Below are 24,367 nucleotides of genomic sequence, written 5' to 3'. Positions count from 1 at the left end.
CAACCATTAAACCTGCACATTAAGTAGTCTGATCATCCGTCGCCGGTTTTGGTGTCGGACAGTCAGTTCGTATGCATTTTTAATGGAACCAGATTAATGAACAGAACCATTCAGGCTCGCGTCGGAACCCGGCGTTGGCCACTTGTGCCGTTGCTGTGCACGCTGTTGCTGCTTTTTGTCAGCAATTCCTATGCGGCAGACAGCATTTCGCTGGACGATGCCATCGTTTCCACGCTAACGCGCAGCCCGGAATTGCTCGCATTCAACTATGCACTGGACGCCCAGGATGGGCGCATTTTGCAGGCAGGACTGTCTCCCAGGCCGGAACTGGGTGTCAGCGTCGAAAATGTCCTCGGAACGGGGAATGCACGAGGTCTGTCTGGCGTCGAAGCCACCGTGAGCATCGCCTGGGTATTGGAGGGAGGGCTTCGCCAGAGGCGGATTGATACGGCGCGGGCCGGGTCGCAGGTGCTGGCCGCCGAGGCCAATGTCATGCGTCTGGACGCGGCTGCCGAAACCGCACGCCACTACACGGAAGCCCTGGCACAGCAGATGCGGCGTGACATCGCCGATCAGGCACTGACGTTGGCAGAACAGACGGTTGCCGCTATCCGGGCCCGGGTTGATGCAGGCACTACGCTAACCGCCGAGTTGTCTCGTGCCCAGGCAGCGTTGGCCAGGCGTGTGCTCTATCGTGAAGATATTGACCATGAACTGGAAGCGGCCTATCACCGGTTGGCTGCGCAATGGGGCGAGCTGTCGCCGGCCTTCAGTCATGTCGAAGGTGATCCGCTGAATTTGCCGACACTTGCCCCGTTTACAGAACTGGTGTCACGTATTGATCAGAACCCGGAGCTGTCGCGTTATCTGTCGGAACAACGATTACACGATGCAAAGCTTCGCCTGGCGCAGGCGCAAAGTCAGGGGTTGTGGCGTTTCAACGCAGGCATCAAACGCATGCAGAGTACTTCTGATACCGGGTTTGTGGCCGGTATCACCATTCCCTTGAATCGAGGCAATAACAATCAGGGCCGTATCGCCGAAGCGCGCGCCAATCTGCAGCGCAGTGTCGCCAGCGAAGACGCCGCCCGGGTGCGGATACAGACGGCACTGTTAGTGCTGTACCTGGAACTCGAGCACAGCATACATCGCGTCGACGCGTTGCGAGACAACGTCATCCCCCGCTTCGAGAAAGCGCTGTCGGAATCGCGGCGAGCCTATGAGCTGGGCCGCTACAGTTACCTTGAATGGTTACAGGCTCAGAACGATGTACTGGATTCGCGTAGTGAACTGGCGGAGGCGAGTATACAGGCGCACTTGCGCATGATCGAAATTGAACGACTGACGGGTATACGTCTTGTGCCAACCCGCACTCCGGAATGAGGTTTAAAAACATGTATTCAATAAAAACACTGATGATGATCCTGATGCTCGTGTTGTCGCTGGCAGCCTGTGGTGACGCTCAGCATGAGTCTGATTCCCGTGTCGACGCTCAGGACGAACCTCATCAAGGTTCGCACGAAGCCAATGAAGATGACAGTCACGAAGGCCACGCCGAGGTTGAGGGCAGAACGCACATCGAACCCGAAACACAACAGGCATTGGGCATCGTCACTGAACAGGCGGGGCCGGTAGTGATGGCGGAGCTGGTGACTGCCTACGGTCACATCCGGACCAATACCGATCAGGTGACTCATATTAGCGCCCGGTTTGACGGCGAAATAAAGCAGGTTCATGTCGCCGTGGGTGACCGGGTTGAAACAGGTCAGCTTCTGCTGGATATTGAAAGCAACGAAAGCCTGAATCGTTACACGATGGTGGCTTCGGTGAGCGGGCTGGTCACACAACGCGATGCCAATGTGGGTGAGCAGACCAATGGCGGTGAGCTACTGGTCATCACCGACCTGTCTTCGGTCTGGGTCGACCTGGAAATATTTCCGTCAGACCGTGAGCAGATTGCTCTAGGTATGCCCGTGTCTCTTCGTGCAGGCGACATGTCAACAATCCACACTGGCACTATTGCCATGATGCTGCCCCAGGCTCAACGCAATCAGGCAGTGATTGCGCGGGTTGTGTTGGATAACAGTAACGGACGACTGATTCCCGGTACCTGGGTTAGCGCCGACATTCGCACCGGTGAATACGAGGTGCCACTGGCTGTCAGGCGGGAAGCACTGCAGTCTTTCCGGGACGCGACAGTGGTCTATGTCCGCGATGGTGACGACTTCCAGGCGCGTGTGCTGGAGCTGGGGCGACAGTCGGGTGACTGGGCAGAAGTCCTGAGTGGGCTGGCCCCCGGCACCCGTTATGTGACGGAGAACAGCTATATAGTCAAAGCTGACCTCGAAAAATCCGGCGCTTCCCACAATCACTGAGGATTTTCCATGTTAGCTGCAATTATCAATTTTTCGCTGGCCCGACGTGGCCTGGTGATTGTTATCGTGGGGATGTTGATGGCGCTGGGCGTGTGGAACTCTTACCGCCTGCCGATTGATGCAGTCCCCGACATTACCAATGTCCAGGTTGTGGTCAATACGGCCGCTCCGGGATATACGCCGCTGGAAGTTGAACAGCGGGTGTCATTTCCACTGGAAACAGCGATGACCGGCATACCCAATCTGTCATACACCCGCTCCCTGTCGCGTTACGGTCTGTCGCAGGTGACGGTTGTGTTTGAAGAGGGCACCGATATCTATTTTGCGCGCCAGCAGGTCAGCGAACGGCTGGTGTCAGTGCGCGGATCATTGCCAACAACGCTCGAGCCAGGGCTTGGTCCAATCGCCAGCGGTCTGGGTGAGATATTCATGTTCACCGTGGATTCAGTGCCCGGCGCCACCAACGCCGATGGCTCGCCTGTGACTGAAACGGACCTGCGATCTGTGCACGACTGGATCATCCGGCCACAACTGTTGCGCGTCCCGGGCGTGGTCGAGATAAATCCCATTGGTGGTTTCAAAAAAGAAATACTGGTGGCGCCCAGCCCGGAGAAACTGCTCAGTGTCGGACTCGACAGCGCAGCTGTGTTTCGTGCTCTGGCGCGTGACAACAACAACCGTGGCACCGGGTTTATAGAACGCAACGGCTCACAGCTATTGATGCGTGTGCCGGGGCAGGCAGAGTCGCTGGATGACCTGCGTCAGGTTTTGGTTACGCAACACGAGGGTGTGCCGATCCGTGTCGGTGATGTCGCCACTGTCAGTGTCGGTCGTGAGCTCCGATCAGGGGCTGCCACCCACAATGGTCAGGAAGCCGTTCTGGGTACCGTGTTTATGCTGATTGGTGAAAACAGCCGCACCGTTGCCAGCGATACCGCCGCGCGTCTGGATGAAATCAGAGAGACGTTGCCGCCCGGTATTGAAATCAACACGGTCTATGATCGAACCCGACTGGTTGAAAAAACACTGGCAACGGTCGAGAAGAATCTTCTTGAAGGTGCATTGCTGGTGATTGCTGTGCTGTTTCTGCTGCTGGGTAACATCCGCGCGGCGATTCTGACCGCTGCCGTCATTCCGATCGCCATGTTAATGACCATCACCGGCATGGTGCAGAGTCGGGTCAGTGCCAATCTGATGAGTTTGGGCGCCCTCGATTTTGGTCTGATAATTGATGGCAGTGTCATCATCGTGGAGAACTGTCTGCGACGATTGAGTGAAGCCAGTGCCAACGGGCGGCTGGACATCAGGCAGCGACTGGAGACGGTGTCAGCGGCAACCCGCGAGGTGATTCGACCAGCACTGTTCGGCGTTTTTATCATCACCGCCGTTTACATTCCGATTTTTGCGCTGGAAGGCGTCGAAGGCAAAATGTTCCATCCGATGGCGATCACGGTGGTCATTGCGCTGCTCAGTGGCATGGTGTTGTCGATCACCTTTGTGCCGGCCTGTGTTGCTATCCTGTTCCGTAAACCGGTGGTGGAAAAAAACAATCCGGTGATGTCGTTGGCAAAACGGGCTTACGAACCGTTGCTGAAGATGGCACTACGTTTTCGCTGGGTTGTGGTGCTGGCGGCGTTGGCATTCGTTGGTGTCTGTATTGTGCTCGCGAGTCGTCTTGGCAGCGAATTCATTCCCAATCTGGATGAAGGCGATATCGCCATGCACGCGTTGCGTATTCCGGGCACATCGCTGCAACAATCGGTCGAACTGCAAAAGGTGCTGGAACGTGAGATTGGCAAGGTGCCAGAAGTACAGCGCGTATTCTCCAAAATCGGCAGCGCTGAAGTCGCGACAGACCCCATGCCGCCCAGTGTGGCCGACACTTTCATTATTCTGAAAGAGCGGAATGAATGGCCGGATCCGGACAAACTTAAATCAGCTGTGGTGGCGGATCTGGAGGCGGTAGTGGAACAGTGGCCGGGCAACCGTTATGAATTCCTGCAACCGATACAGATGCGTTTTAATGAATTGCTCGCCGGTGTGCGCAGCGAGCTTGCCGTGCAGGTATTTGGTGATGACTTTGAGCAATTACTGGCGGTAGGCGAACAGATTGAAGCCGCCATCAGCACTGTGCCTGGAGCCGCCGATGTTGCCATGGAGCAGGCTACGGGTTTACCGGTTCTGACAGTACAACCTCGACGCGACGTCATGGCGCGGTACGGCGTGGACATCGCTCACTTGCAGGATACCGTCGCCATGGCCTTGGGTGGTGCAGTTGCAGGAACCTTCTATGAAGGCGATCAACGCTCCGATATTGTGGTGCGTCTGCCCGAGTCCATCCGCACAAATCCGGATCGTTATGGCGACCTGCCCGTCACCCTGGACGATGGCAGTTACGTGCCGTTACGCGAATTGGCGGAGTTCAGCATTGCCAGCGGTTACAACCAGGTCTACCGGGAGAACGGTAAACGCCGCATGGTCGTGTCGGCGAACGTACGTGGCCGTGATCTGGGCTCCTTTGTGGGTGACGTGCAACAGGCGGTTGCGCGTGGGGTTGATGTGCCACCCGGCTACTGGATCGAATACGGGGGTACATTTGAGCAGTTGCAGTCAGCGTCTCAGCGCTTGTTGTTAGTAGTGCCAGTGACACTGCTGATCATTGCCATTCTGCTGATGATGGCGCTGGGCTCGTTCCGCGACGCCGGCATTATTTTTACCGGCGTTCCGTTGGCACTGACGGGCGGTGTGCTGGCGCTGACCCTGCGTGGCATTCCCTTCTCTATCACCGCCGGCGTCGGCTTTGTCGCGCTATCCGGTATCGCAGTGTTAAACGGCCTGGTCATGCTGTCGTTTATTCGCGATCTGCGCGAGCAGGGTCGGTCTCTGGATGTTGCGGTGATGGAAGGCGCACTTGGCCGCCTGCGTCCGGTGTTGATGACAGCCTTGGTGGCTTCACTGGGCTTTGTGCCAATGGCACTGAATACCGGAATTGGTTCCGAGGTTCAGCGACCTCTGGCAACGGTGGTGATTGGTGGCATCATGTCCTCAACGCTGCTGACACTGGTGGTGTTGCCAGCACTCTACCGGTTGGTACACGGATTGCGAGACAGGACGACGATGACCTAGTGTCTGCATTTGATTGACAAAAAGAGCCCGATTACGTGTATGTTGTTACAAGATTGGTCGCGGGATCTGGCATTAGTCCTGGTTCTGTTCACTTATGCCGGAATGACGAGCCGCAGGCTCGGGACAGGATTAATGAGGTAAATAACCATGATTCGCACACTACAAAAGGTTGCCATGTTGGCGCTGCTGACAAGCCCCGTAAACGCTCTGGCGGACACCAGTGTCCTGTTCATTGGCAACAGCTTCACTTATGGTTACGGCTCCGCCTCACGCTTTTATCGGGCTGATACCGTAACCGATCTGAACAACGAAGGTATCGGCGGTGTGCCGGCCCTGTTTAAGTCTTTCACAGACCAGGCGGGTCTGGACTATGATGTTTATCTGGAGACCCGCGGTGGCAGTAATATCGATTTTCATCTGCAAAACAAGCTCGGTGTCATCGGCCGCCGGCCGTGGGACCAGGTGGTAATGCACGGTTACAGCACGTTGGATGCCAGTGATCCGGGTAACCCCGACGGGCTGGTGACCAGTACCGCGGCGATGACTGACTTCCTGCGCAGCAAGAATCCGGATGTAGACGTGTACCTGACTGCAACCTGGTCCCGTGCCGACCAGATTTATCCAGCCGAGAGTCCCTGGAGTGGCAAACCCATCGAACAGATGGCACTGGATGTTCGCGCCGGTTACGATCTGGCTGCCGCCGCACCGGGCGTGGTTGCTGTCAACCCGGTCGGTGAAGCCTGGACCCGCGCTATGGAGCTTGGCATCGCTGACCCAAATCCTTATGACGGTATCGAGCCAGACAAGATCAACTTGTGGACCTGGGATCACTACCACGCCAGCACTTACGGCTATTATCTGGAAGCCCTGGTGGTGTTCGGCAACCTCACCGGGCGTGATCCACGCTCGCTCGGCGAAAACGAATGTTCCGGTTACGAGTTGGGCATGTCCCGCCATGAAGTGAGAATGCTGCAACAGGCAGCGTTTGAGCAACTGGAGAACGAGGGGAGGGTGGTTGCTGATCCGTTGGAGTTGCCAGCTGCGGTTAACCCTGAGCGGTGCATTTCCGGGCGGTAGGCGGACGTTTCTGTTGCCTGCCCGTTATCTGCCGCCGCGCTTCAGAAAGGCTGCCATTGCCTGGCGGTCTTCATCCGTCAATTGGCCGGTGTTGTGTTCAATCACCGGTTCCATTTTGCCACCAACATAGTCGCCATCGGGTTTCAGTCCGATAAACAGGAACAGTGCCAGGTCATCTTCTGACCAGTTAGCCAGTGCTTCCGTATTGATGGCCTCGACGTGCCCGTCCGGCAGTTCGCCACCGGCAAAGGCCTGGTCGTATTGTGGAATGCCCAGCGCATTGCGCGGCGTGTGGCATTCACCACAATGGCCCAGGGTCTGTGCCAGATAGGCGCCGCGTGCCAGTTGTGGGTCGTCATAGCTTGCCGGTTCAGGTTCTGCCATGTCGGCGAGCAGGTTCCAGCCAGCCATCTGCCAGCGGCCTGTCCAGGCGGGCAGGTCATGCTCGGGTGTGGACGCAGTGACCGGGTCCAGAGACATCAGGTAGGCGGCAATATCCAGTACGTCCGTTTCACTGATATCGGCGTAAGCCCGATAAGGAAAAGCAGGGAAGTAGAAACTTCCTTCGGGTGTGCGGCCGTGCTTGAGAGCCAGTAAAAAATCACTGCCTTGCCAGTTGCCAATACCGGTCACGGGGTCAGGTGTAATGTTTGATGCGTAGAAAGTGCCAAAGGGAGACTCAATGGCCATGCCGCCACTCAGTGTGCCTGCGTCATCTTCGTGGCAACTGATGCAACCACCTGCGTGAACCAGATAGCGGCCGCGTTCTATGGCATCGTTGCCTGACGGTATCGCAATGTCGTTAACCGAAGGGGAGCGCATCAGGGCAGCGATTGCTACACTCACGATAGCGACCAGCACAATTAAAACTTTGATTTTCAATGTGTGTTCCCTCATCAACAGAAGCGGCGCCTGAAATGCTACCACAGAGTTGCCATAAAAAAACGGGCGGAAAGCCATGGCCTTCCGCCCGTTCTTATTTAAACCTCACCCTGATCTAAAAATCCCGAAAACGTATTCGAGGCAGGCAGTGCGAGGCAATTGGGTTTCTCAGTCCGGCAGTGCAACTGCCGTTAATGTACTGCCCGTCTGCAGAATCACATACTGCTTGCCATCATGCATGTAACTGGACATGCCAAAATTGCTGTTCTCGGGCACTTCGACACGACCTATTTCTTCGCCGGTCATCTTGTCGACAGCAAACAGATAGGGCACATCGCCTTCACCCTGGCCGGCGTACAGCAGCATGCTGGGCGTCACCGTCATCGGTGCCAGAGCGCCAGTGCCAGTGTTGCCCAGGCTCACGCCCGCCAGCGCCGGGTGATTTTTGATGCGATCGGGGGTATCACCGACCGGAATCATCCACAGGTGCTCACCGGTGTTCATGTCGATTGCCGTGATGCGGCTATACGGTGGCTGGTACAAAGGCAGGCCCTGTGGCCCACGGACCGGCAAGGCACGCAACGAGGCATAACGCGAGAAAGTTGTACCTGTTGGCAGCTCGATCATTGAGTCACGTTCCTGTGCGGCCGAAACCATGCGTGATGAGCAGGCCGAACGCGACGTAACGTAAAGAATGCCTTTAACCGGGTCGGCAACGGCCGGGCCGGGAATGTTGGCGCCGCCACCATCACCAGGGCACCACAGTGCTGCCACTTTACCGATGTCATTGTCGCTGTGCAGGGGCGGGTTAAACAAAGGACCGATTTCATAATCGGCAATCGCTTCAACCGCCTGCGCGCGCAGCTCTGGCGTGAAATTGATCAGGTTGTCCTCGGTCAGACCCTGCATATCAAATGGCGCGGGTTTGGTCGGGAAAGGCTGGGTAGCAGCAAGCTGCTCGCCGGGGATGCGCGACTGCGGCACGGGACGTTCTTCAATGGGCCACAGTGGCTCGCCGGTCAGACGGTTAAAGGCATACACAAATGCCTGTTTCGTGGCCTGCGCAATGGCGGGCACGGTGCGTCCGTCGATCTCCACATCCAGCAGCACCGGGGCGGTGGGTGTGTCATAGTTCCAGACATCGTGATGCACAAACTGGAAGTGCCACACGCGCTCACCGGTTTCAGCGTCCATGGCAATAATGCTGGTGCCGAACAGGTTGTCGCCCGGGGCATGGCCACCGTAGTAGTCAATGGTAGGCGGGTTGGTGACGGCATAAACAATGTTTGCCTCAACATCGGCAGACAGCGGTGCCCAGGGCGATACTTCGCCCGTCAGCTCGCGCGGATTGGGGATGCCCTCCCAGGTTTCGATGCCGAACTCGCCAGCTTCAGGAATGGCGTTGAATTTCCACTTGAAATCGCCGGTTTTGGTGTCAAAAGCAAGGATGTCGCCCGGGATGTTTTCAATACGGGTCTGGTTGTAGCCCTGCTCGGCCGAGTTGCCTACCACCACGGTGTTGTTGACCACGATGGGTGGCGATGACGCGGTGATATAACCTTCTTCTATCGGGATGCCGAAATAAGGGTCAAAATCGTAGCCCATGTACTCGGCAATGATGCGCTGCATATCAACAACGCCGGTTTCCGGGAAGCCATCGAGGCCGACCGGGCCACCAAAACCTTCCAGTGGTGCGCCGGTTTTGGCATCCAGCGCGGTCAGGAAAAAGGCCGGGCTGATGATATAGATAACACCCCTGCCGTCGACTTCGCCGTAGGCCACGCCCTTGCCGTAGTCTTTGCGCATGGAGTATTCATGGCGGAACGTATGCGGTTCGCGATAGGACCAGATGGTTTCGCCAGACTCAGGGTCGATGGCAACAACGTGACGGCGTTCACCGGCCACGGTAAACAGCATGCCATCGACATAACTGGGGGTGGAGCGACCACTGGACGAGTTGAAGCTGGCGCCATCCCAGACCCAGGCCGTTTCCAGTTCGGTAAAGTTGTCGGCATTGATCTGATCTGCCGGCGTGTAGCGGGTATGCGCGTGGTCACCACCCAGGGTGACCCACTCGACGTTTTCCTGCGCTGTCAGGGCGGCAGGGGCGCTGAGGCCGAAGGTCAAAACGAGGGCACTGGCCAGGCGCAATTTTACGCCAGGCAGGCCAGAGCCGGTCCTGTTAGTTGTTAGCATCGTGTAACTCCCATTTTTTTGTTTTTTGTTACATGCCGCAGATTATGCCTGTCGGCCCACATCTGCAAGTGCCAATTGGCTGCAATGAGCGCTTGGGCCGGTTTCGTCAAAATGGGACTCACGGAAAGATCAGCAGGGCCTGTCGGTCGCCGGTGGGATAAATCACCCAGTAATCGTCGTTGCCATCCTGATTGAGGTCACCGGCCGACTGGAACACAACCTGGTCAGGCTGGGCCAGGTGCTGGGCGTCGCGGACGACGTCGAAGCCGCTGTGGCCCCGCACCGTCTGTCCGGGAAAACTGACCGAGATGATACCCAGTGGGTCGATGCGAATGGCACTGGTATCGGGCATTGCTGTCAGGCCTTCTTTCAACAGCATCCAGTCCGCCGGGACCGGCACAACATTCTGTTGCATGAGCTTTCCGTTGTCATCTGCAAAGACCAGGGTGATCAGCGTGGCGCCCGCCAGTCCCGGTACGGCTTCGAAATAGGTGCCTGGTGCTTTGCCGGGTTCGGCAGCCACTGCCATCACGTCGGGACGCGCCATGTAATAGAAATTGGCACTCAGCGCGGAAACCTGACCATTACCACGTTGTTGTGCGGTTTCTGCCGGCGCCCTGGGCCTGGCCACCAGGTTGGCACGTGTGTCGTAGCTGGAATCCAGGCCAAAGGATGCGAGGAACGCGGTGAAAGCGGACTTGTCCTGCAGCACCGGGTAACTGACTACCACACGGCGGCTGCCGGTGACGAATTCGATATCCCCGTCGTCGTTAATAAACGTGCCTTCCTCTGCATCCGGGTCCGCCATGCTTACCCGCACCGGTAACAGCGTGCTGCGCATATTGTTGGCGGCTACCTCAATTTCGCCATTGTCAGCATTCTGGTCGACCGAATAGCTATCTGGCGCGTAGCCATCCGGTAGCTGGATGGAGTGAATCAGACTTGTGTCCGGGTTCCCGTTCGCGGAGGTGAGAATGCTACTCTGCAGATCTACCACTACACGCAGGTCACCGTTGTTCCAGTCGAGTGTGGCCATGGCGCCGGTCAGTTCCACGCCCGATGGAATATTGTCCAGCGACTCAAAGCGGACATTGCTTCCCAGTTGGACGTCAGCCCCCAACGTGGTGTTGGCGCTGATCACGACATTTTCCAGTTTGGTGCCCGGCGTAATATTGGCATTGCTGATAAGCGCCGGGGTGCTGCCGCCACCGATAATGGTGCCGCTGAGTGCCCCGCCTTCGATCCGGGTGCCTGATACCAGCGTCACATCGCGAATCAGTCCGTTGTTAGTCACCTGCCCGGCCAGAAAGCCACCGTCGATCACACCTGAAGGTGTGACATTGGGGTTGGTAAACACGCGGTTGCCGGAGACCACCTCATTAACGGTCGTGCCTGATTCATCATCCTCCAGTTCTATCACTAGCAAATCGAAAGCTGGCAGGGACACAGTTGCAGTGCCATCACTGACGCTGATTGTGATGTTCCGGATGGTCTCTGCATCGCCGCTTTTCGGCATGCCGTGTAATGTGCCAGTGTTGCCATCAAAGGTCGCCCATGAAGGTTTGTTGGCGATGCTGAAGCTCAACGTATCCCGCTCCGCATCGGTTGCCGACGGCGTAAAACTGTAGCGTGTATCGACAACCACCATCAGAACCGGGTCGCCGCTGATGGCGGGTGTGTCATTCACCGGGTTGACAGTGAGCGAGAAATTGCCAGTCGCCGCCTGAGTTCCATCCTCACCGCCATCAGCAACGGAGAAGCCAAAGCTGTCGCTGACTGTTTCGCTACCATCATGAACATAACGCAGCCGATTGGCATCGATGTCAGCCTGGCTGAAGCTGTTGATGGTCACGCCCGCATTCGTGCTCAGTTCCAGGCGCCCGTTTGCCGGTACGGAGGTGACGGAGAAGGTCAGTCCTGCGCTGTTGTCGTCCACATCCGTGATGTTCAGGGCTGCGTTGGTGATGGTGGCTGTCGCGCCCTCGTTGACCGGCAGCGCGGTGTTAGCCGCCACACTGGGTCCGTCGTTGACGGCGGTAATATGGATGGCAACGCTGCCCAGGGCCACATTAGTGCCGCCACCGGCACCGGCATTGCCGGCATCATTGGCGGTGACACTCAGGGTCGTGGCATTGTTACCGTTGGCATTGGCAGCCCCGGTATATTGAATGCTGCTGACCGAGTTCAGAAAGCTATCAATATTGGCAGCAGACCCGTTCAGCGTCAGGCTTGTGGTGCCGGAACCGGACACCGTTACCCCGCCCGCATTGCTGGCGCTCAGGCTCCCGGCCGCTACCGTGAGAGACAGACTGATGCTGTTGGCACCGGCATCGACATCGGTAAACGTGGCAGCGGACAAATCAACATTGCCAGCCAGGTCTTCGGTCACGGTTATGGACGTGGGCAGGCCACTGAGGGCAGGGTCGTCGTTGACCGCATTGACGGTGACAGTAAAGACGCCGGTCGCGGCCTGGGCGCCATCTTCACCACCGTCAGCGAGCGAGAAGGCAAAGCTGTCGGCAGTGGTCTCGCCACCATCATGGACATAGCGCAACCGGTTGGCGTCGATGTCAGCCTGAGTGAAGTTGTTGATGGTAACGCCTGCATCCGTGCTCAGCTCCAGGCGTCCGTTAGTTGATGCGGTGGTGACGGAATAGCTCAGGTCGGCGCTGTTGTCGTCCGCATCGGTGGCGTTCAGCGCTGCATTGGTGATGGTGGCGGTCGCGCCTTCGTTGACCGTCAGCGTAGTGTTTGTTGTCACGACGGGGCTGTCATTGACCGACGTGACGGCAAACTGCGCCATCACCGGCGTGCTGCTTTGTGCCTCCTGATTGTCGACCGCCACCACGGTAAAACCATTCAGTGTGCCGTTAGCATTTTGAGCAGGCGTCCAGATGGCATCGGCGGCACTATGGATGACGCTGTTGCCGATCGCTGACCAGGGGTTACCGCCGATCTGTAGGCTGCCGGAGGCGACCGTCTTGACAATAAAAGCCAGCACGCTGCCATTCTGGTCGCTCTCGTCCCCGGCTGCGGTCAGCGCGGCAAAACTGACAGTGATTGCCTGGTCTTCCAGCCCGCTGCCCAGCGATCCGCTGAAAGAATTAAAAACCGGCGGCGCGTTGTCGTCGTCGGTGATGGTGATGGTTTGTCTCTGGCTACCGCTCTCACTGCCACCACTGACCGAGCTGATATCAACAATGATGGTTTCATCCCCTTCATAACCGGTATCGTTAATGGTGGCGATGTTGGTGGCGGCGTTGGCGACAGTCTGGCCGGCAGACACAGTGATCGACGACGAGGGTGTCGCGTAATCAGTGCCGCTGGTGGCCGTGCCACTGTACGCCAGGTTGACAATGACATTATTCACACTGGCATGACTCAGCGTCGCCGTGAGCGTGGTAGAACCCCCATTCTCGCTGATGCTTGAGGCGCCAGTGCCAAGCGTGACAACTGGCTGGGTTTGCGCATCAGTAAGCGTTATCGTCTGCTGCTGTGTGCCATCCTCCGTTGCGCCGCTAACGGCACTGATATCGACAATAATGGTCTCATCACCTTCGTACACGCTATCCCCCGTGGCGGTGATGCCAGTGGCGGCGTTGGCGGAGGTCTGACCGGCCGGCACGGTAATGGACGTGGACGGAGCGCCATAGTCGGTGCCGCTGGTGGCCGTGCCGCTGTACGCCAGGTTGACTGTCACCGGGCTGGCGCTGGGGAGGTTCAGCGTGGCGGTAATGCTCGATGTGCCAGAATTTTCGGCGACCGTAGCCGATCCGGTGCTCAGTGTGACGACAGGGTTAGCGACCGTGATGGTGTTGCTGGCATCGGAGGTATCTTCGTCGGTAACGGCCGTGATGAAATCATCGGCAAACGCCAGGTTGTAATTCGTACTGTCCGTGGCGCTCGTCCCGCTCCTGCTCAGCAGTGTGTCGGCGGCTACTTTGTCGGCGCCGCTCAGTGTCACCGTAAATGAAGTGGCATTGGTGATTTCCACTCCCGCAATATTGCTTAACGTATGAGTGCTGCCACCCTGTCCGGTGATTGTGAGCTTGGTTGTATCGACGTCGTCACCGGCGCCGTTGGCGACAAAGTTAACGCCGGTTACGGCCAATTGCCCGGTTTGACGATCGTAGGTTGCGCTGGAGACTTTAGGATTGTCGGCGATTTGTACCGCGAAGGTCATGTCGATAGTGCTAAATATATCAGATCCGATATAGAGTACCCCACCGCTATACCTATTGCCTCTGGCAATATGCAAAGCATGGCCGTTGAAATGGCCCTTGAATTTGAGTGTATAGACGGCATCTTGGGTTACCGCCACAGGGGTATTCAATGTAATAGTGTCGAGCGATCCGCTGGATGATTCCACGTAGGTTATATTCTGAGTGTGCAGGACCGTTCCGGACATGCCCTCTCCTTCGAGAACTGTCAGCGTACCGGTTTGTGCCTCATTGGAGCGAATTGATACCGTTACCAGATCACCGGTGGCATTCGCAGTAAACGATTGTCCAAGAAAGAGGGACCCTTGCCAAAACGGTGCTGTTTCATGAGACACGTTTTGCTCGATGGGGTCCGCCGCATACAGAGCAGCCGGGGCAGCTATCGCCAAAAGAATACTGACCGCGCGCCCGATGACTGACTGTATTAATGCTTTTCCCATAATAAAAATCTCTTCTGTTATAACAATCGTTTATCTGTATTGTGTGATCCGGATGTCACTGACGCTGATACTCCGGTCATGCATCGGCGCGGCAATTGATCCTGACGTACTCATCCCAGAACCAGTCATGCAGCAACCAGTGGCTGTGCTCATCCCGTATCCAGCAGGCGATGTCTCTCAGCTCGTTGAGGCAGTCGCCCGGTTGTCGGCCCAGCAGGAAATAAATTCGCGCCCGTGCCCAGCGTTGCAGCTCTCGCTCAGCGCATTGTGGGAAGACATCCCGCATCTCGGATAAGGTGCGTTCGTTGTAGCGTTGTGGCAGTTCCATTTTTCTCATCAACATAAACGTGTCCAGTGCACTTGGGGCCGGCTGGCAGGGATTAACCTACGGCACACGGCTGGCCTGAATGACGGGAGCTAAGCTTCACACAGGAAGCAGCCGGGGTGCGGTAAAACCGAAGGACAAGTTAGGCAGGGCGGGGAGAAATCGGGAAAAATACAGGATTTTTATTTATTTTTTAGAGGCTTGGGAAATCTAACGCTGGTTGCGTAATAGGTCCTGCATGCGTTGCAGAGAGGTCTCGAGTGACTCTTTGTCGTCCTGGCGCAACGCCAGATTACCCAGCAGGTAATAGGCCGTGCGGCTGACTTCGCGCCAACGAGGGTTGCGCGGCAGTTTGCTCAGGTTGAGATAGCGCTCCATGGAACGGGCCCGCAATCGACCGTTATCGATGCTGACACGCCAGATGCGACTTTGTTCGGCCAGGTCGAGCACGCTGCGCTGGGTGGTCCGTTGCCAGACGTCTACGCATTGTTGCATTAATGTCACCAGTGCCTGCCGGAATTCCAGTTCGCCCTGGTCAACGTTCAAGTTCACAACGCGAGCAAGGTCTTCCATCCACACATCCAGCGCCGCGAGTTTGTCCAGCAACTGACTTTGCTGTTGTAGGGTGTCGGTGGAAATATGTAATAACAATTCGCTCAACAGTTGTACACGTTGGGTATTACGCGTGACTTCTTCGATCAGTCTGGGCATTTGCGGCGGTTCCCCTGACGCTACTGGCACAGGTGCCAGTTCGGGTCTGGCAGTCAACTGCTCAAGTACGATCACGTAAAATTCCTGCTCCAGGTCTAGCGGCAGAATGCAGGCCTGCAGCGTCTTTACTGATTCGCTGGCACCGGTCTCCTCTGCGCAGCAAAGTAACTCACAACTGAAGTAACGCGGTGCCTCCGTGTCCTCAGAAATATAGGTCTGCTGAAATGGAAAATTGAATGGATGCTGATCCTGATTGCCGGCCAGTATTTCAACCGGCCTGCCAGTCAGTTCAGCATTGTTGCCGCCCAGCAAAGTAGCTGCCAGGCGATTCATAAAGACAATATCTCCGCCTTCATCAACAGCCAGCAAGGCATCGCTGCCAACATCCAGCATTGACGCCAGACGCTGTCTGGACGCATGCAGCCTGAGCTCGGCGTCGCGGTATCGCCTGATCTGTTCCTGCAGGCGGATGTTCTCATCCCGCATCAGGATCAGGTCGTGCAACTGAAGCTGTTTGTCGATACGCGCCAGCAATTCGTCTTTCAGGAAAGGCTTGGACAGGTAGTCGTTGGCCCCTGCCCGGAGACTGGCGACCATGTCCTCGACCTGATTCTTCGCGGTCAGAATAAGAACGGGCAAATCACCTGGTGAGTGTATTTCCCGAATCTTCCGGCAAAGTTCATAACCGCTCATGCGTGGCATCATCAGGTCCAGCAACACCAGCTCGGGTTGTTCTTGCTCGAGAATGGCCAGCGCTTCAAAGCCGTCCTGAGCCAGCAGAAGCCGGTAGTGGTCCTTGAGATATTCCTGCAGCACATGCAGGTTGATGGCCTCATCGTCGACAATCAGGATTGACTTGCCAGTGCTCACTGCCGGACTTTCCGACGTGTGTGATTCTGGCGCTGCCAATGGCAATAGCACCGGTCTGGGTGTCAACGTCAGCAGTCGGGATGTGTCGCTGCTCTGCTCGGTCGCCAAATCAGCCTCCCCCGCCAGGGGCAGGCCGAAGCGGAAACAGGCGCCCGCGCCGGGTGCACTGTCCACGTCGAAATGACTGCCGTGCAGATGCAACAGTTTATTGGCGATGGACAGGCCCAGTCCGCTACCACCGAACTCACGCTGAATGGTGCTGTCTTCGTGCTCGAACGCCTCGAATATGGCTTCCTGACGTTCCTTCGCGATGCCCATGCCGGTGTCCCGGACGCTGACCAGAAGCGTTGATCCCTGGACTTCGGCGCTGACTGTGATGCTTCCGGAAAAAGTGAATTTCACAGCATTGGAGACCAGGTTAAAAATGATCTGCTGAATCCGGTCCTCGTCTGCAAACGCCAGCGGCAGATCAGCGGGCACCTCCGATTTCAGCGTCAGATCCTTGTTGCCGACCAGAGGCTGGCACATTGCCAGCACCAGGTTGACAATGGTGTTGATATCAACCGGTTTACGTTCGAGCCGCAGGTAATCCCGGTTGATGGCAGAAATATCAACAATGTCATTGACCAGGGAGGTCAGGCGCCAGCCACTGCTGCGTATCATCGCCAGATTCTCCATGTCTTTCGTCTCGATTCGACCTTCCACTTTCGGGATCACGATATCGAGCAGTCCCACCATGCCGGTCAGCGGTGTGCGCAGCTCGTGAGAGACATTGGCGATGAATTCGTTTTTCATCGAATCAGCCCGCTCCAGCGTCTGGATGGTCAGCGCATTGTTCTCCAGCAGGCGCGTCACGGCCAGCTCGCGGTCTCTGGTCAGCGTGTTGATGCGGTCCGCCAGTGCCAGCGACAACAGCAACATTTCCATTGCAGTGCCGATATACATCCCGTTTTCGGTAAGGAAGTTGCTGCCCAGCAAACCGTAACGCTGCATTGACACTTCGATCGTGGCAATGAGGAACACGACCCAGGCCAGCATGAAAAACCGCGCTGCCCGGAAGCCTTTTAACATGATCCAGGAGCCGGTCAGCATAATCACCAGCGCGACAAAAATCCCCAGCGCCGGTGTGGCGATGGCAGCAAGTGTGTAGGAGTCCAGCAGGACGGGCGCAACTCCGGCCAGCGCCGTCAACACGGCCAGCCCCAGCAGGCCTTTGTGTAACAGCGGACTGTGCTGCTTAACCTGCAAAAAGGATGTGCAGAACAACAGGCCAAATACCAGCGCCAGGCAGGCGGAAGAGGTCAGGCTGTAGGTGCCGAATTGCGGGAATTCAGGCCACAGGAACTGATGCGCGAGACCGTCGTTGGCCATCTGATAACCAATGATGCCCAGCACGTAAAGAATGTAGTAAAGATAGCTGCGGTCGCGTATCGACAACAGAATGAACAGATTGTAGAAGACCATGGCGAACATGATGCCGTAATAGAGGCCCAGCCCCAGCAGGTTCCTGACCTGACTATTGCGGAAAGCATCACCCTGCCAGATGCTCATCGGGAACTGCACCGAGCCCTGGCTGGCGACTCTGAAATACAGCGACGATACGCGATCGGAGCTAAGATCCAGGCTGAACACAACCGTAGGATATTGCAGGTCGCGGGAGCTGAATGGCAGGGTGTCGCCGCCGGTTTTTTGAATCAACTCGCCAGAGCCGTCCCGATAGAACAGGTCGATGCGATCAAGTGCCGGGTAGGACATCTCCAACAACCAGCCGTCGGATTCACCCTGAAGCTGAACATCGGCTTTTATCCAGTACACGGAGTCACTGAGACCAAAATTGTCGATGCCCCGCATTAACGCAGGCGTTGGTGTTGCCTCAAATTCAGCGATGGCCTGTTGCAGGCCCCAGCGCCCCTGCACGTCTTCAAGTACGTGCAGGTAGGGCGTCAGTTGATAGTGATCTGTCGAAGGGGTGAGTTGCAGTAGCGCATCCCGTTCCTGAGCCAGGCACAGGGTGCTCAGCAGCAATACGGCCAGCGCGGCACCAATTTTTTGCACGAGTCTCCCGCAACTCATGATGACGACTCTTGGGTTTCGACATTGATCGCCGAAATCAGGAAAAACCGGAACACTACTTCCCCGCTGCTGACATTACCAAAAAGGACTGGCAAGAATAAACGTGTACGCCTGGGGTGTCGAGGTGAAAAATGGCGACTCAACTCACCCTACGGAGCTTCTGTCGGGTTTTATTAGGTATACTTCCGGCTCGTCAAAAAAACAGAGGTAAACGAAGTGGCGACAGCAACCGATCAAACAGCTTCCGCAGCCGGTCGCGAAACACTGGACGTGATCATCATAGGCGCCGGCCTGTCAGGTATCGGCGCCGCCGCGCATCTGCAGGAGAATTGCCCCGGCAAGTCCTACCTGATTCTGGAAGCCCGTGCCGACATGGGCGGTACCTGGGATCTGTTCCGTTATCCAGGCATTCGTTCCGACAGCGACATGCATACCCTGGGCTACCGTTTCAAACCCTGGCGCGCGGCCAAGGCTATCGCCGATGGTCCGGCAATCCTGAACTACGTAAAGGAGACCGCCGACGAGCGTGGCATCAATCCGCATATTCGCTATCAGCACAAACTGCTAAAAGCAGACTGGTCAGAAACGGACGCGCTGTGGACGCTGAGCATTGACGTGGGCGAGAACCAGACGACTACGCTGCGCTGCCGCATGCTGTTGATGTGCTCCGGCTACTACAGTTATGAGCAGGGATATACGCCGGATTTTGCTGGCCGCGAAGACTTCACCGGGCCGGTGGTGCACCCCCAGCACTGGCCACAGGATCTGGATTACCGCAATAAACGTGTGGTCATTATCGGGTCGGGTGCCACCGCCATGACACTGGCGCCGGCGATGGCAGAACAGGCGGCGCAGGTCACGGTACTGCAGCGCTCGCCGACTTACGTGGTATCGCGTCCGGACAAAGACACGCTTGCCAATGCCATGCGCAGTGTGCTGCCGGAGACCTGGGCCTACGCCATCACGCGCTGGAAGAATGTGTTGCTGCAGCAGTTTATCTACCGGCGCTCACGCACCCGGCCAGAACAACTGAAGGCGAAGCTGCTGCACATGGTGAGTAAAGAGCTGGGGCCGGACTACGATGTTGCCACGCACTTCACACCCAGCTACAACCCCTGGGATCAGCGTCTGTGCCTGGTGCCCAACGCGGACCTGTTCAAGTCCATCAGGACCGGCCAGACGGAGATGGTCACTGATCATATCGAGCGTTTTACCGAGCAAGGTATTCAACTAAAAAGTGGCCAGACGCTGCCGGCCGATATCATCGTCACCGCGACCGGGCTCAATCTGAAAGTGCTGGGCGGAGTCAGCTTCAGTCTGGATGGAAAACCGCTGGATTTTGCTGACACCTGGTCCTACAAAGGCCTGATGTATTCTGGTGTGCCCAACTTGGTGTTCACCTTTGGTTATATCAATGCGTCATGGACGCTACGCGCCGACCTGACTGCCGAGTTCTTCTGCCGTCTGGTCAATCATCTGGATGAGACCGGCACCCACAGTTGCCGGCCCCGGTTGCGGGAAACCGATAAAGCCATGACGCCGCGACCTTTCATTGATGATTTTTCTGCTGGTTATATGCAACGCATGATGCATCGCTTTCCCAAACAGGGAGATCGTGAGCCGTGGGTGAATACCCAGTACTACAAACGCGATCGCAAACTGCTGAGGCACGGTGCGCTTGAAGACGGTGTGTTGAGTTTTCGCTAGGAAATGCTAGCGGCTGGCGACCGGCACGGCGTGCGTAGACCGGACGGGCGATACCTGAGCTCCCTGGTAACCGCGTTCCAGCGCTCGCCAGTGCTTCGCTTCAAAATGGAAAGTCGGTTGCCGGTTTTTCCACTTTTGCAGTGAGCGGCGCAGGCGGCTCAGATTACTCTGGCACCAGCCATGGTCGTGGCGCGCACGGATATGGCTCTTGTCAAAGTCGATCAGATAGATCTGACCGGTGGCATTGATCAGGATGTTGCAGGCATTCAGGTCAGCATGATCGACCTGATGCTGATGGAAGCGACGAATCACCAGACCCAGTGCTTCCCAGGTTTTCTCGGCCAGGGCTTCGTTGCATAGCAGCTCCGCCAATGTCTGAGCGTTGCAGATTCGTTCGACGATGACTTCGCCCTGATAGGTACAAGGTGAGGTTTTGGTGCAGCGCGCGGCAACCGGCCGCGGCACGGGCAGCCCCATGTCCCGCATTTGCGCCAGCAGTTCGAATTCCTGCCACATACGGGCCTTCTTCAGGCTGCGGAAAAAATAGGTAGAACTGACAAACCGGCCAATCAAGCCGCCCCGGTGATAGCGTTTGAGCACCAGCTCACGTTCTTCATGTTCAAAAAACACAACGGTTCCGCGCCCCTGTTCATCGCTGCAGACAGGTGTCAGGCGCTCGGGTTTGATCGTGAAAATGGAGTCGCAGAAAGCGTTCAGCACATTCTGATTGAAGAGCACGTATTGGTTACGGCTTTTATATTGGGTATATCGCATCATTTCACTTTAACAGGTTGAGTTTGTCAGCAAAGTGACAACCAAATGTCTTAATTATTGTTATGTCTGTTTTATTTGAGTGGGTGCAGCAGAGAGATTAACCCGCATTTTTCCGCTAAGATAGTTCTTTTTTGCCTCTAGCCAAACAAAAAGCCAGACAACATGAATGAATTCAAAGTGCCAGAGCCACGTTGGAGCGATGCCATGCAGGGTCGGCTGTTGCGCCTGGCCGCCAGTGGCCTGGCGCCGGCCAGCTGGTTTTTGCCAGACCTGCCCGGCCCTGAACAGCGTGAGGCCCGTGCAGGCCGCTTGCATATCGAAATCGTCAGCCATTGCTGGAATTATGCTCACATGCTGGTTTACCAGCTCAGTTCACTGGTGTTGTTCCCGCCCAGACAGATGGATGTCACGATGACCGTCTATTACGGAGACGAGGATGAGAAGACCGTGGCGCTGCTAAAATATTTCGCTGGCGTGGATGTACCGGGGGTGCGCTGGAATTGGCAGAAGCTGCCACGCCAGGCGTTATTCCGCCGGGCCATTGGCCGCAACCAGGCCGCCAAAAACAGTGTTGCCGACTGGGTCTGGTTTACCGATTGCGACCTGTTGTTCCGCGAGGATTGCCTTGATGGCCTGGCTCAGGCGCTGCAGGGGCGGCGTGATGCGCTGGTGTTTCCGTCCGCCGAACAATGCACCGGATTGTTGCCGCCGGACTCGCCACTGCTGTCGCCAGTGATGACACCTTTGCAGGTACTGGATGTTGACCCCGGGCTGTTTTCACACTTTCCGCGTGACCGTGCTACCGGCCCGCTCCAGATTACTCAGGGCGATGTCGCCCGTGCGGTGGGCTATTGCGAGAGCCTGTCCTACTATCAGCAACCGTCAGAGACCTGGTGCAAGGCTTACGAAGATCGTGCGTTTCGCTGGTTGTTGCGGACCCAGGGCGAACCCATCGAGGTGCCCGGCGTGTACCGGATACGGCATATGGCCAAGGGACGCTATACTGGTGGTCGGCTGAACACGGGCGTGCGCAGTGGGCTTCGGCGCCTGGTAGCAAAACTGAAAGGCTGAGGCCCGGCGTTGTTGCCGGGCCTGTGGTCTGACAACAACGATCAGTTGCGGTACAGCTTCAAACCTACCGCCGAGCCCTGGCCAAAACCACGCCAGTAAGTATGGTCGCCGCGAGCCTGCCCGTTCGGGTTCATGGCATAAACACCGTCGGCGCCATCTTCGACGACGTCCAGGTAAGCGGCCTTATCAGTATCACCTTTCAAGTGCAGATCCAGAAACGCGGTGACAAAATGCTGCAGGATATTGTTCATGCGCAGCGTGTCCCACACCGCATCCGTGTAATGGCCGGCGCCGCTGGTGTCTTCGCGATCCAGAAACTCGACCGGCAACGGAATCGGTGCCGCCGCGCTGTGACCGGCGTTCTTGAACACCAGCATGTAGCGATCACTGTTGACGGCGCCGTCATAGATCGCCTTGATGCCATTTTCATAGCCGGACGTGGTGTCGGCATCACCGGCGACAAACAGCGTCGGTACCTGAATACCGGCGAGACCCTCAGCATCCCAGAAACCGGTATTCATGCCCCAGGGCGCGATTGGCACACCGGCCTTGATGCGCGGATCGAGGCTGGCGCTGAAATCCGGATTCGAGGCAGCCAGTTCATCCAGCAGGCGATTGGGCGGGGCCGCAATAAAACCCACGCCGCCATCGCTGTAACCGGCGCCCAGGTTGTTAACGGCGCCATAACCGCCCATGGAGTAACCAATCAGGCCGGTGTTGTCAGCGTCAACCACGCCGCCCAGAAAGTGGTCATCGTCAGCACCGAAGTCAGCGATGGCTGATAGCACAAAGCGCTGATCCATGGCACGGTTATAGAGCGTGCTATTGATGTTCTGCTGGTCTTCATAGGTGCTGTCGCGATGATCGATGGACGCCACCACATACCCTTTGCTGGCCAGATTTTCGCCCAGGTGGCTGAGCAGGTAACGATTGCCCGGGTAGCCGTGGGAAATGATGATCAGGGGGTAGCGGGACTCGCCGCGTAGCGGATCGGCATCACGGACAGCGCGACCATGCAGGGTGGCCGTCAGGTCCACATTACGCGTGCGCGCCTGATACTGTGTACCGGGTGTCTGGTCCGCGCTCAATTGTGCCGGGTACCAGATCTCCAGTGTCAGTGTGCGATCGTATAGTGGTGTCTCTTCATCGCGTTGCATATTGAGCACATCGGCGCGCTCACCGTCGGTAACATCGACGGTTCTTACGCCAATATCGAATTCGCCGAAGTGTGCCAGTTCGGGGGCATCAGGACGGATCAGGTCGATTCGGTTGGTCTGTGCATGCAGGGCAGAACTGATAAGGGTCATAAGCAGGGCGACAATCAAGGTTCTCATAAGGGATACCAAAGGTAAGTTATACCAGCGTTAACATGATCGAAACAATACCTCAGCTGTCGCTGTCTGTCAGCATTACTGAGCCAATACAGGGACTCGTCGTTAACGCGGTCGCCGACGCCAACAGCATTGCTTCCGGTTCTTGCAGATTTATTACATTGACGCTGGGGGCTGATATGCAGGATATTCACAGATTGGCTTAATTGAATGGAAAATTTACCGGATTCAACAGGATATCGTTATGAACAAACTGGACGCCCTTAAGCAAATGACCACGGTGGTGGCCGATACGGGCGATTTCGAGGCAATCAGACGCTTCACGCCGCAGGATGCAACCACCAATCCGTCACTGCTGCTGAACGCTGCGAAACAGGCGCAGTATGCCGAACTGGTCGAGGACGCCATTGCGTTCGGGCAACGCATGGGCAGCTCCACCGAGTCACGCACCGATGCCGCCATCGACAAGCTGGCGGTGAACTTTGGCCAGCGTATTGCCGCGACGGTGCCTGGTTACGTGTCCACGGAAGTTGATGCCGGCCTGTCGTTTGACACTGAAGGCACTATCCGCAAGGCCAATCGCCTGCTGGAGCTGTATACCCAGGCCGGTGTCGACACATCGCGGATACTGATCAAGATTGCCTCCACCTGGGAAGGCATTCAGGCCGCGCGCCGGCTGGAAAAGGAGGGCATCAAGTGTAATCTGACCTTGTTGTTCAGCTTTAATCAGGCCATTGCCTGTGCCGAGGCCGGTGCTTACCTGATTTCACCCTTTGTCGGTCGCATTCTGGACTGGTACAAGGCCAGCACTGGCAACGACTACACGGCTGCCGATGATCCCGGTGTGTTATCGGTGCAGCGTATTTATCGTTATTACAAAACGCATGGTTACGGCACTATCGTGATGGGAGCGAGTTTTCGTAATACCGGTGAAATTGAAGCTCTGGCCGGGTGTGACCGTTTGACCATCTCACCCGCGCTGCTGGAGCAGCTCGCTGCCGACACCGGTGAATTGCCACGGGCACTGGACCCGACGCAGGTGAGCGAGGAAACACGCTTGAGCCTGCCGGAAGCCAATTTCCGCTGGCAGATGAACGAAGATGCCATGGCCACCGAGAAGCTGGCCGAAGGCATCCGTAAATTCCACGCTGACTATCTGGCGTTGCGGCGGGTGCTGGACGTGCGCTGA

General features: G+C 56.8%; 14 protein-coding genes. 7 read left to right on the top strand and 7 right to left on the bottom strand.

Going from position 1 to position 24,367, the window contains the following annotated elements:
• The first annotated feature begins 96 nt into the window (after positions 1 to 96).
• The 4 genes from PHACT_RS07825 to PHACT_RS07810 all read left to right on the top strand — a co-directional run bounded on the left by PHACT_RS07825 (position 97) and on the right by PHACT_RS07810 (position 6,578).
• Positions 97 to 1,383, top strand: coding sequence for a TolC family protein (locus PHACT_RS07825; RefSeq protein ID WP_070116666.1), 1,287 nt, complete (start codon positions 97 to 99; stop codon positions 1,381 to 1,383).
• Between the two features lie 11 nt (positions 1,384 to 1,394).
• Positions 1,395 to 2,375 (top strand): efflux RND transporter periplasmic adaptor subunit, encoded by a 981-nt coding sequence (locus tag PHACT_RS07820; protein ID WP_070116665.1) that lies wholly within the window; start codon positions 1,395 to 1,397, stop codon positions 2,373 to 2,375.
• Positions 2,376 to 2,384: 9 nt separating this feature from the next.
• Complete coding sequence (locus PHACT_RS07815) at positions 2,385 to 5,501, top strand: efflux RND transporter permease subunit (RefSeq protein WP_070116664.1); 3,117 nt, start codon at positions 2,385 to 2,387, stop codon at positions 5,499 to 5,501.
• A 147-nt stretch (positions 5,502 to 5,648) separates the two neighbouring features.
• Complete coding sequence (locus PHACT_RS07810; protein ID WP_070116663.1) at positions 5,649 to 6,578, top strand: SGNH/GDSL hydrolase family protein; 930 nt, start codon at positions 5,649 to 5,651, stop codon at positions 6,576 to 6,578.
• Between the two features lie 24 nt (positions 6,579 to 6,602).
• Here the strand turns inward: PHACT_RS07810 and PHACT_RS07805 are convergent, their stop codons facing one another.
• The 5 genes from PHACT_RS07805 to PHACT_RS07785 form a co-directional block, all read right to left on the bottom strand.
• Entirely contained in the window at positions 6,603 to 7,460 is an 858-nt protein-coding gene (locus PHACT_RS07805; RefSeq protein ID WP_169819417.1) for a c-type cytochrome, read from the bottom strand.
• 168 nt (positions 7,461 to 7,628) lie between these two features.
• Positions 7,629 to 9,656 carry an outer membrane protein assembly factor BamB family protein gene (locus PHACT_RS07800; RefSeq protein WP_139141473.1) on the bottom strand — a complete coding sequence of 676 codons (2,028 nt, stop codon included), beginning with the start codon at positions 9,654 to 9,656 and terminating at the stop codon, positions 7,629 to 7,631.
• A 118-nt stretch (positions 9,657 to 9,774) separates the two neighbouring features.
• Complete coding sequence (locus PHACT_RS07795; RefSeq protein WP_070116661.1) at positions 9,775 to 14,316, bottom strand: cadherin-like domain-containing protein; 4,542 nt, start codon at positions 14,314 to 14,316, stop codon at positions 9,775 to 9,777.
• 76 nt (positions 14,317 to 14,392) lie between these two features.
• Entirely contained in the window at positions 14,393 to 14,659 is a 267-nt protein-coding gene (locus tag PHACT_RS07790; protein WP_070116660.1) for a hypothetical protein, read from the bottom strand.
• Between the two features lie 192 nt (positions 14,660 to 14,851).
• On the bottom strand, positions 14,852 to 18,295 hold the full coding sequence (locus tag PHACT_RS07785) for a 7TM diverse intracellular signaling domain-containing protein (protein ID WP_083264432.1): 3,444 nt from the start codon (positions 18,293 to 18,295) through the stop codon (positions 14,852 to 14,854).
• 216 nt (positions 18,296 to 18,511) lie between these two features.
• Between PHACT_RS07785 and PHACT_RS07780 the strand changes: the two genes are divergently transcribed.
• The gene (locus PHACT_RS07780; protein ID WP_070116658.1) at positions 18,512 to 20,002 is read left to right on the top strand and encodes a flavin-containing monooxygenase; all 1,491 of its coding nucleotides are present in this window, start codon (positions 18,512 to 18,514) and stop codon (positions 20,000 to 20,002) included.
• 6 nt (positions 20,003 to 20,008) lie between these two features.
• On the opposite strand, the gene PHACT_RS07775 is transcribed toward PHACT_RS07780, so the two are convergent.
• Complete coding sequence (locus PHACT_RS07775; RefSeq protein ID WP_169819416.1) at positions 20,009 to 20,776, bottom strand: 3-deoxy-D-manno-octulosonic acid kinase; 768 nt, start codon at positions 20,774 to 20,776, stop codon at positions 20,009 to 20,011.
• A 162-nt stretch (positions 20,777 to 20,938) separates the two neighbouring features.
• Between PHACT_RS07775 and PHACT_RS07770 the strand changes: the two genes are divergently transcribed.
• Positions 20,939 to 21,847: a glycosyltransferase gene (locus PHACT_RS07770; RefSeq protein ID WP_070116656.1), complete on the top strand. Its 909-nt coding sequence runs from the start codon at positions 20,939 to 20,941 to the stop codon at positions 21,845 to 21,847.
• A gap of 41 nt (positions 21,848 to 21,888) precedes the next feature.
• Here PHACT_RS07770 and PHACT_RS07765 read toward each other — a convergent pair whose 3' ends face one another.
• Entirely contained in the window at positions 21,889 to 23,181 is a 1,293-nt protein-coding gene (locus PHACT_RS07765; RefSeq protein ID WP_070116655.1) for an alpha/beta hydrolase family protein, read from the bottom strand.
• A 241-nt stretch (positions 23,182 to 23,422) separates the two neighbouring features.
• Between PHACT_RS07765 and tal the strand changes: the two genes are divergently transcribed.
• Positions 23,423 to 24,367 carry a transaldolase gene (gene tal, locus PHACT_RS07760; protein WP_070116654.1) on the top strand — a complete coding sequence of 315 codons (945 nt, stop codon included), beginning with the start codon at positions 23,423 to 23,425 and terminating at the stop codon, positions 24,365 to 24,367.

Origin of the sequence: Pseudohongiella acticola (assembly GCF_001758195.1) — a bacterium.
Lineage (GTDB): Bacteria > Pseudomonadota > Gammaproteobacteria > Pseudomonadales > Pseudohongiellaceae > Pseudohongiella > Pseudohongiella acticola.
The sequence above is the reverse complement of the archived record's forward strand: the minus strand, read 5'-3'. Positions and strand labels throughout refer to the sequence as shown.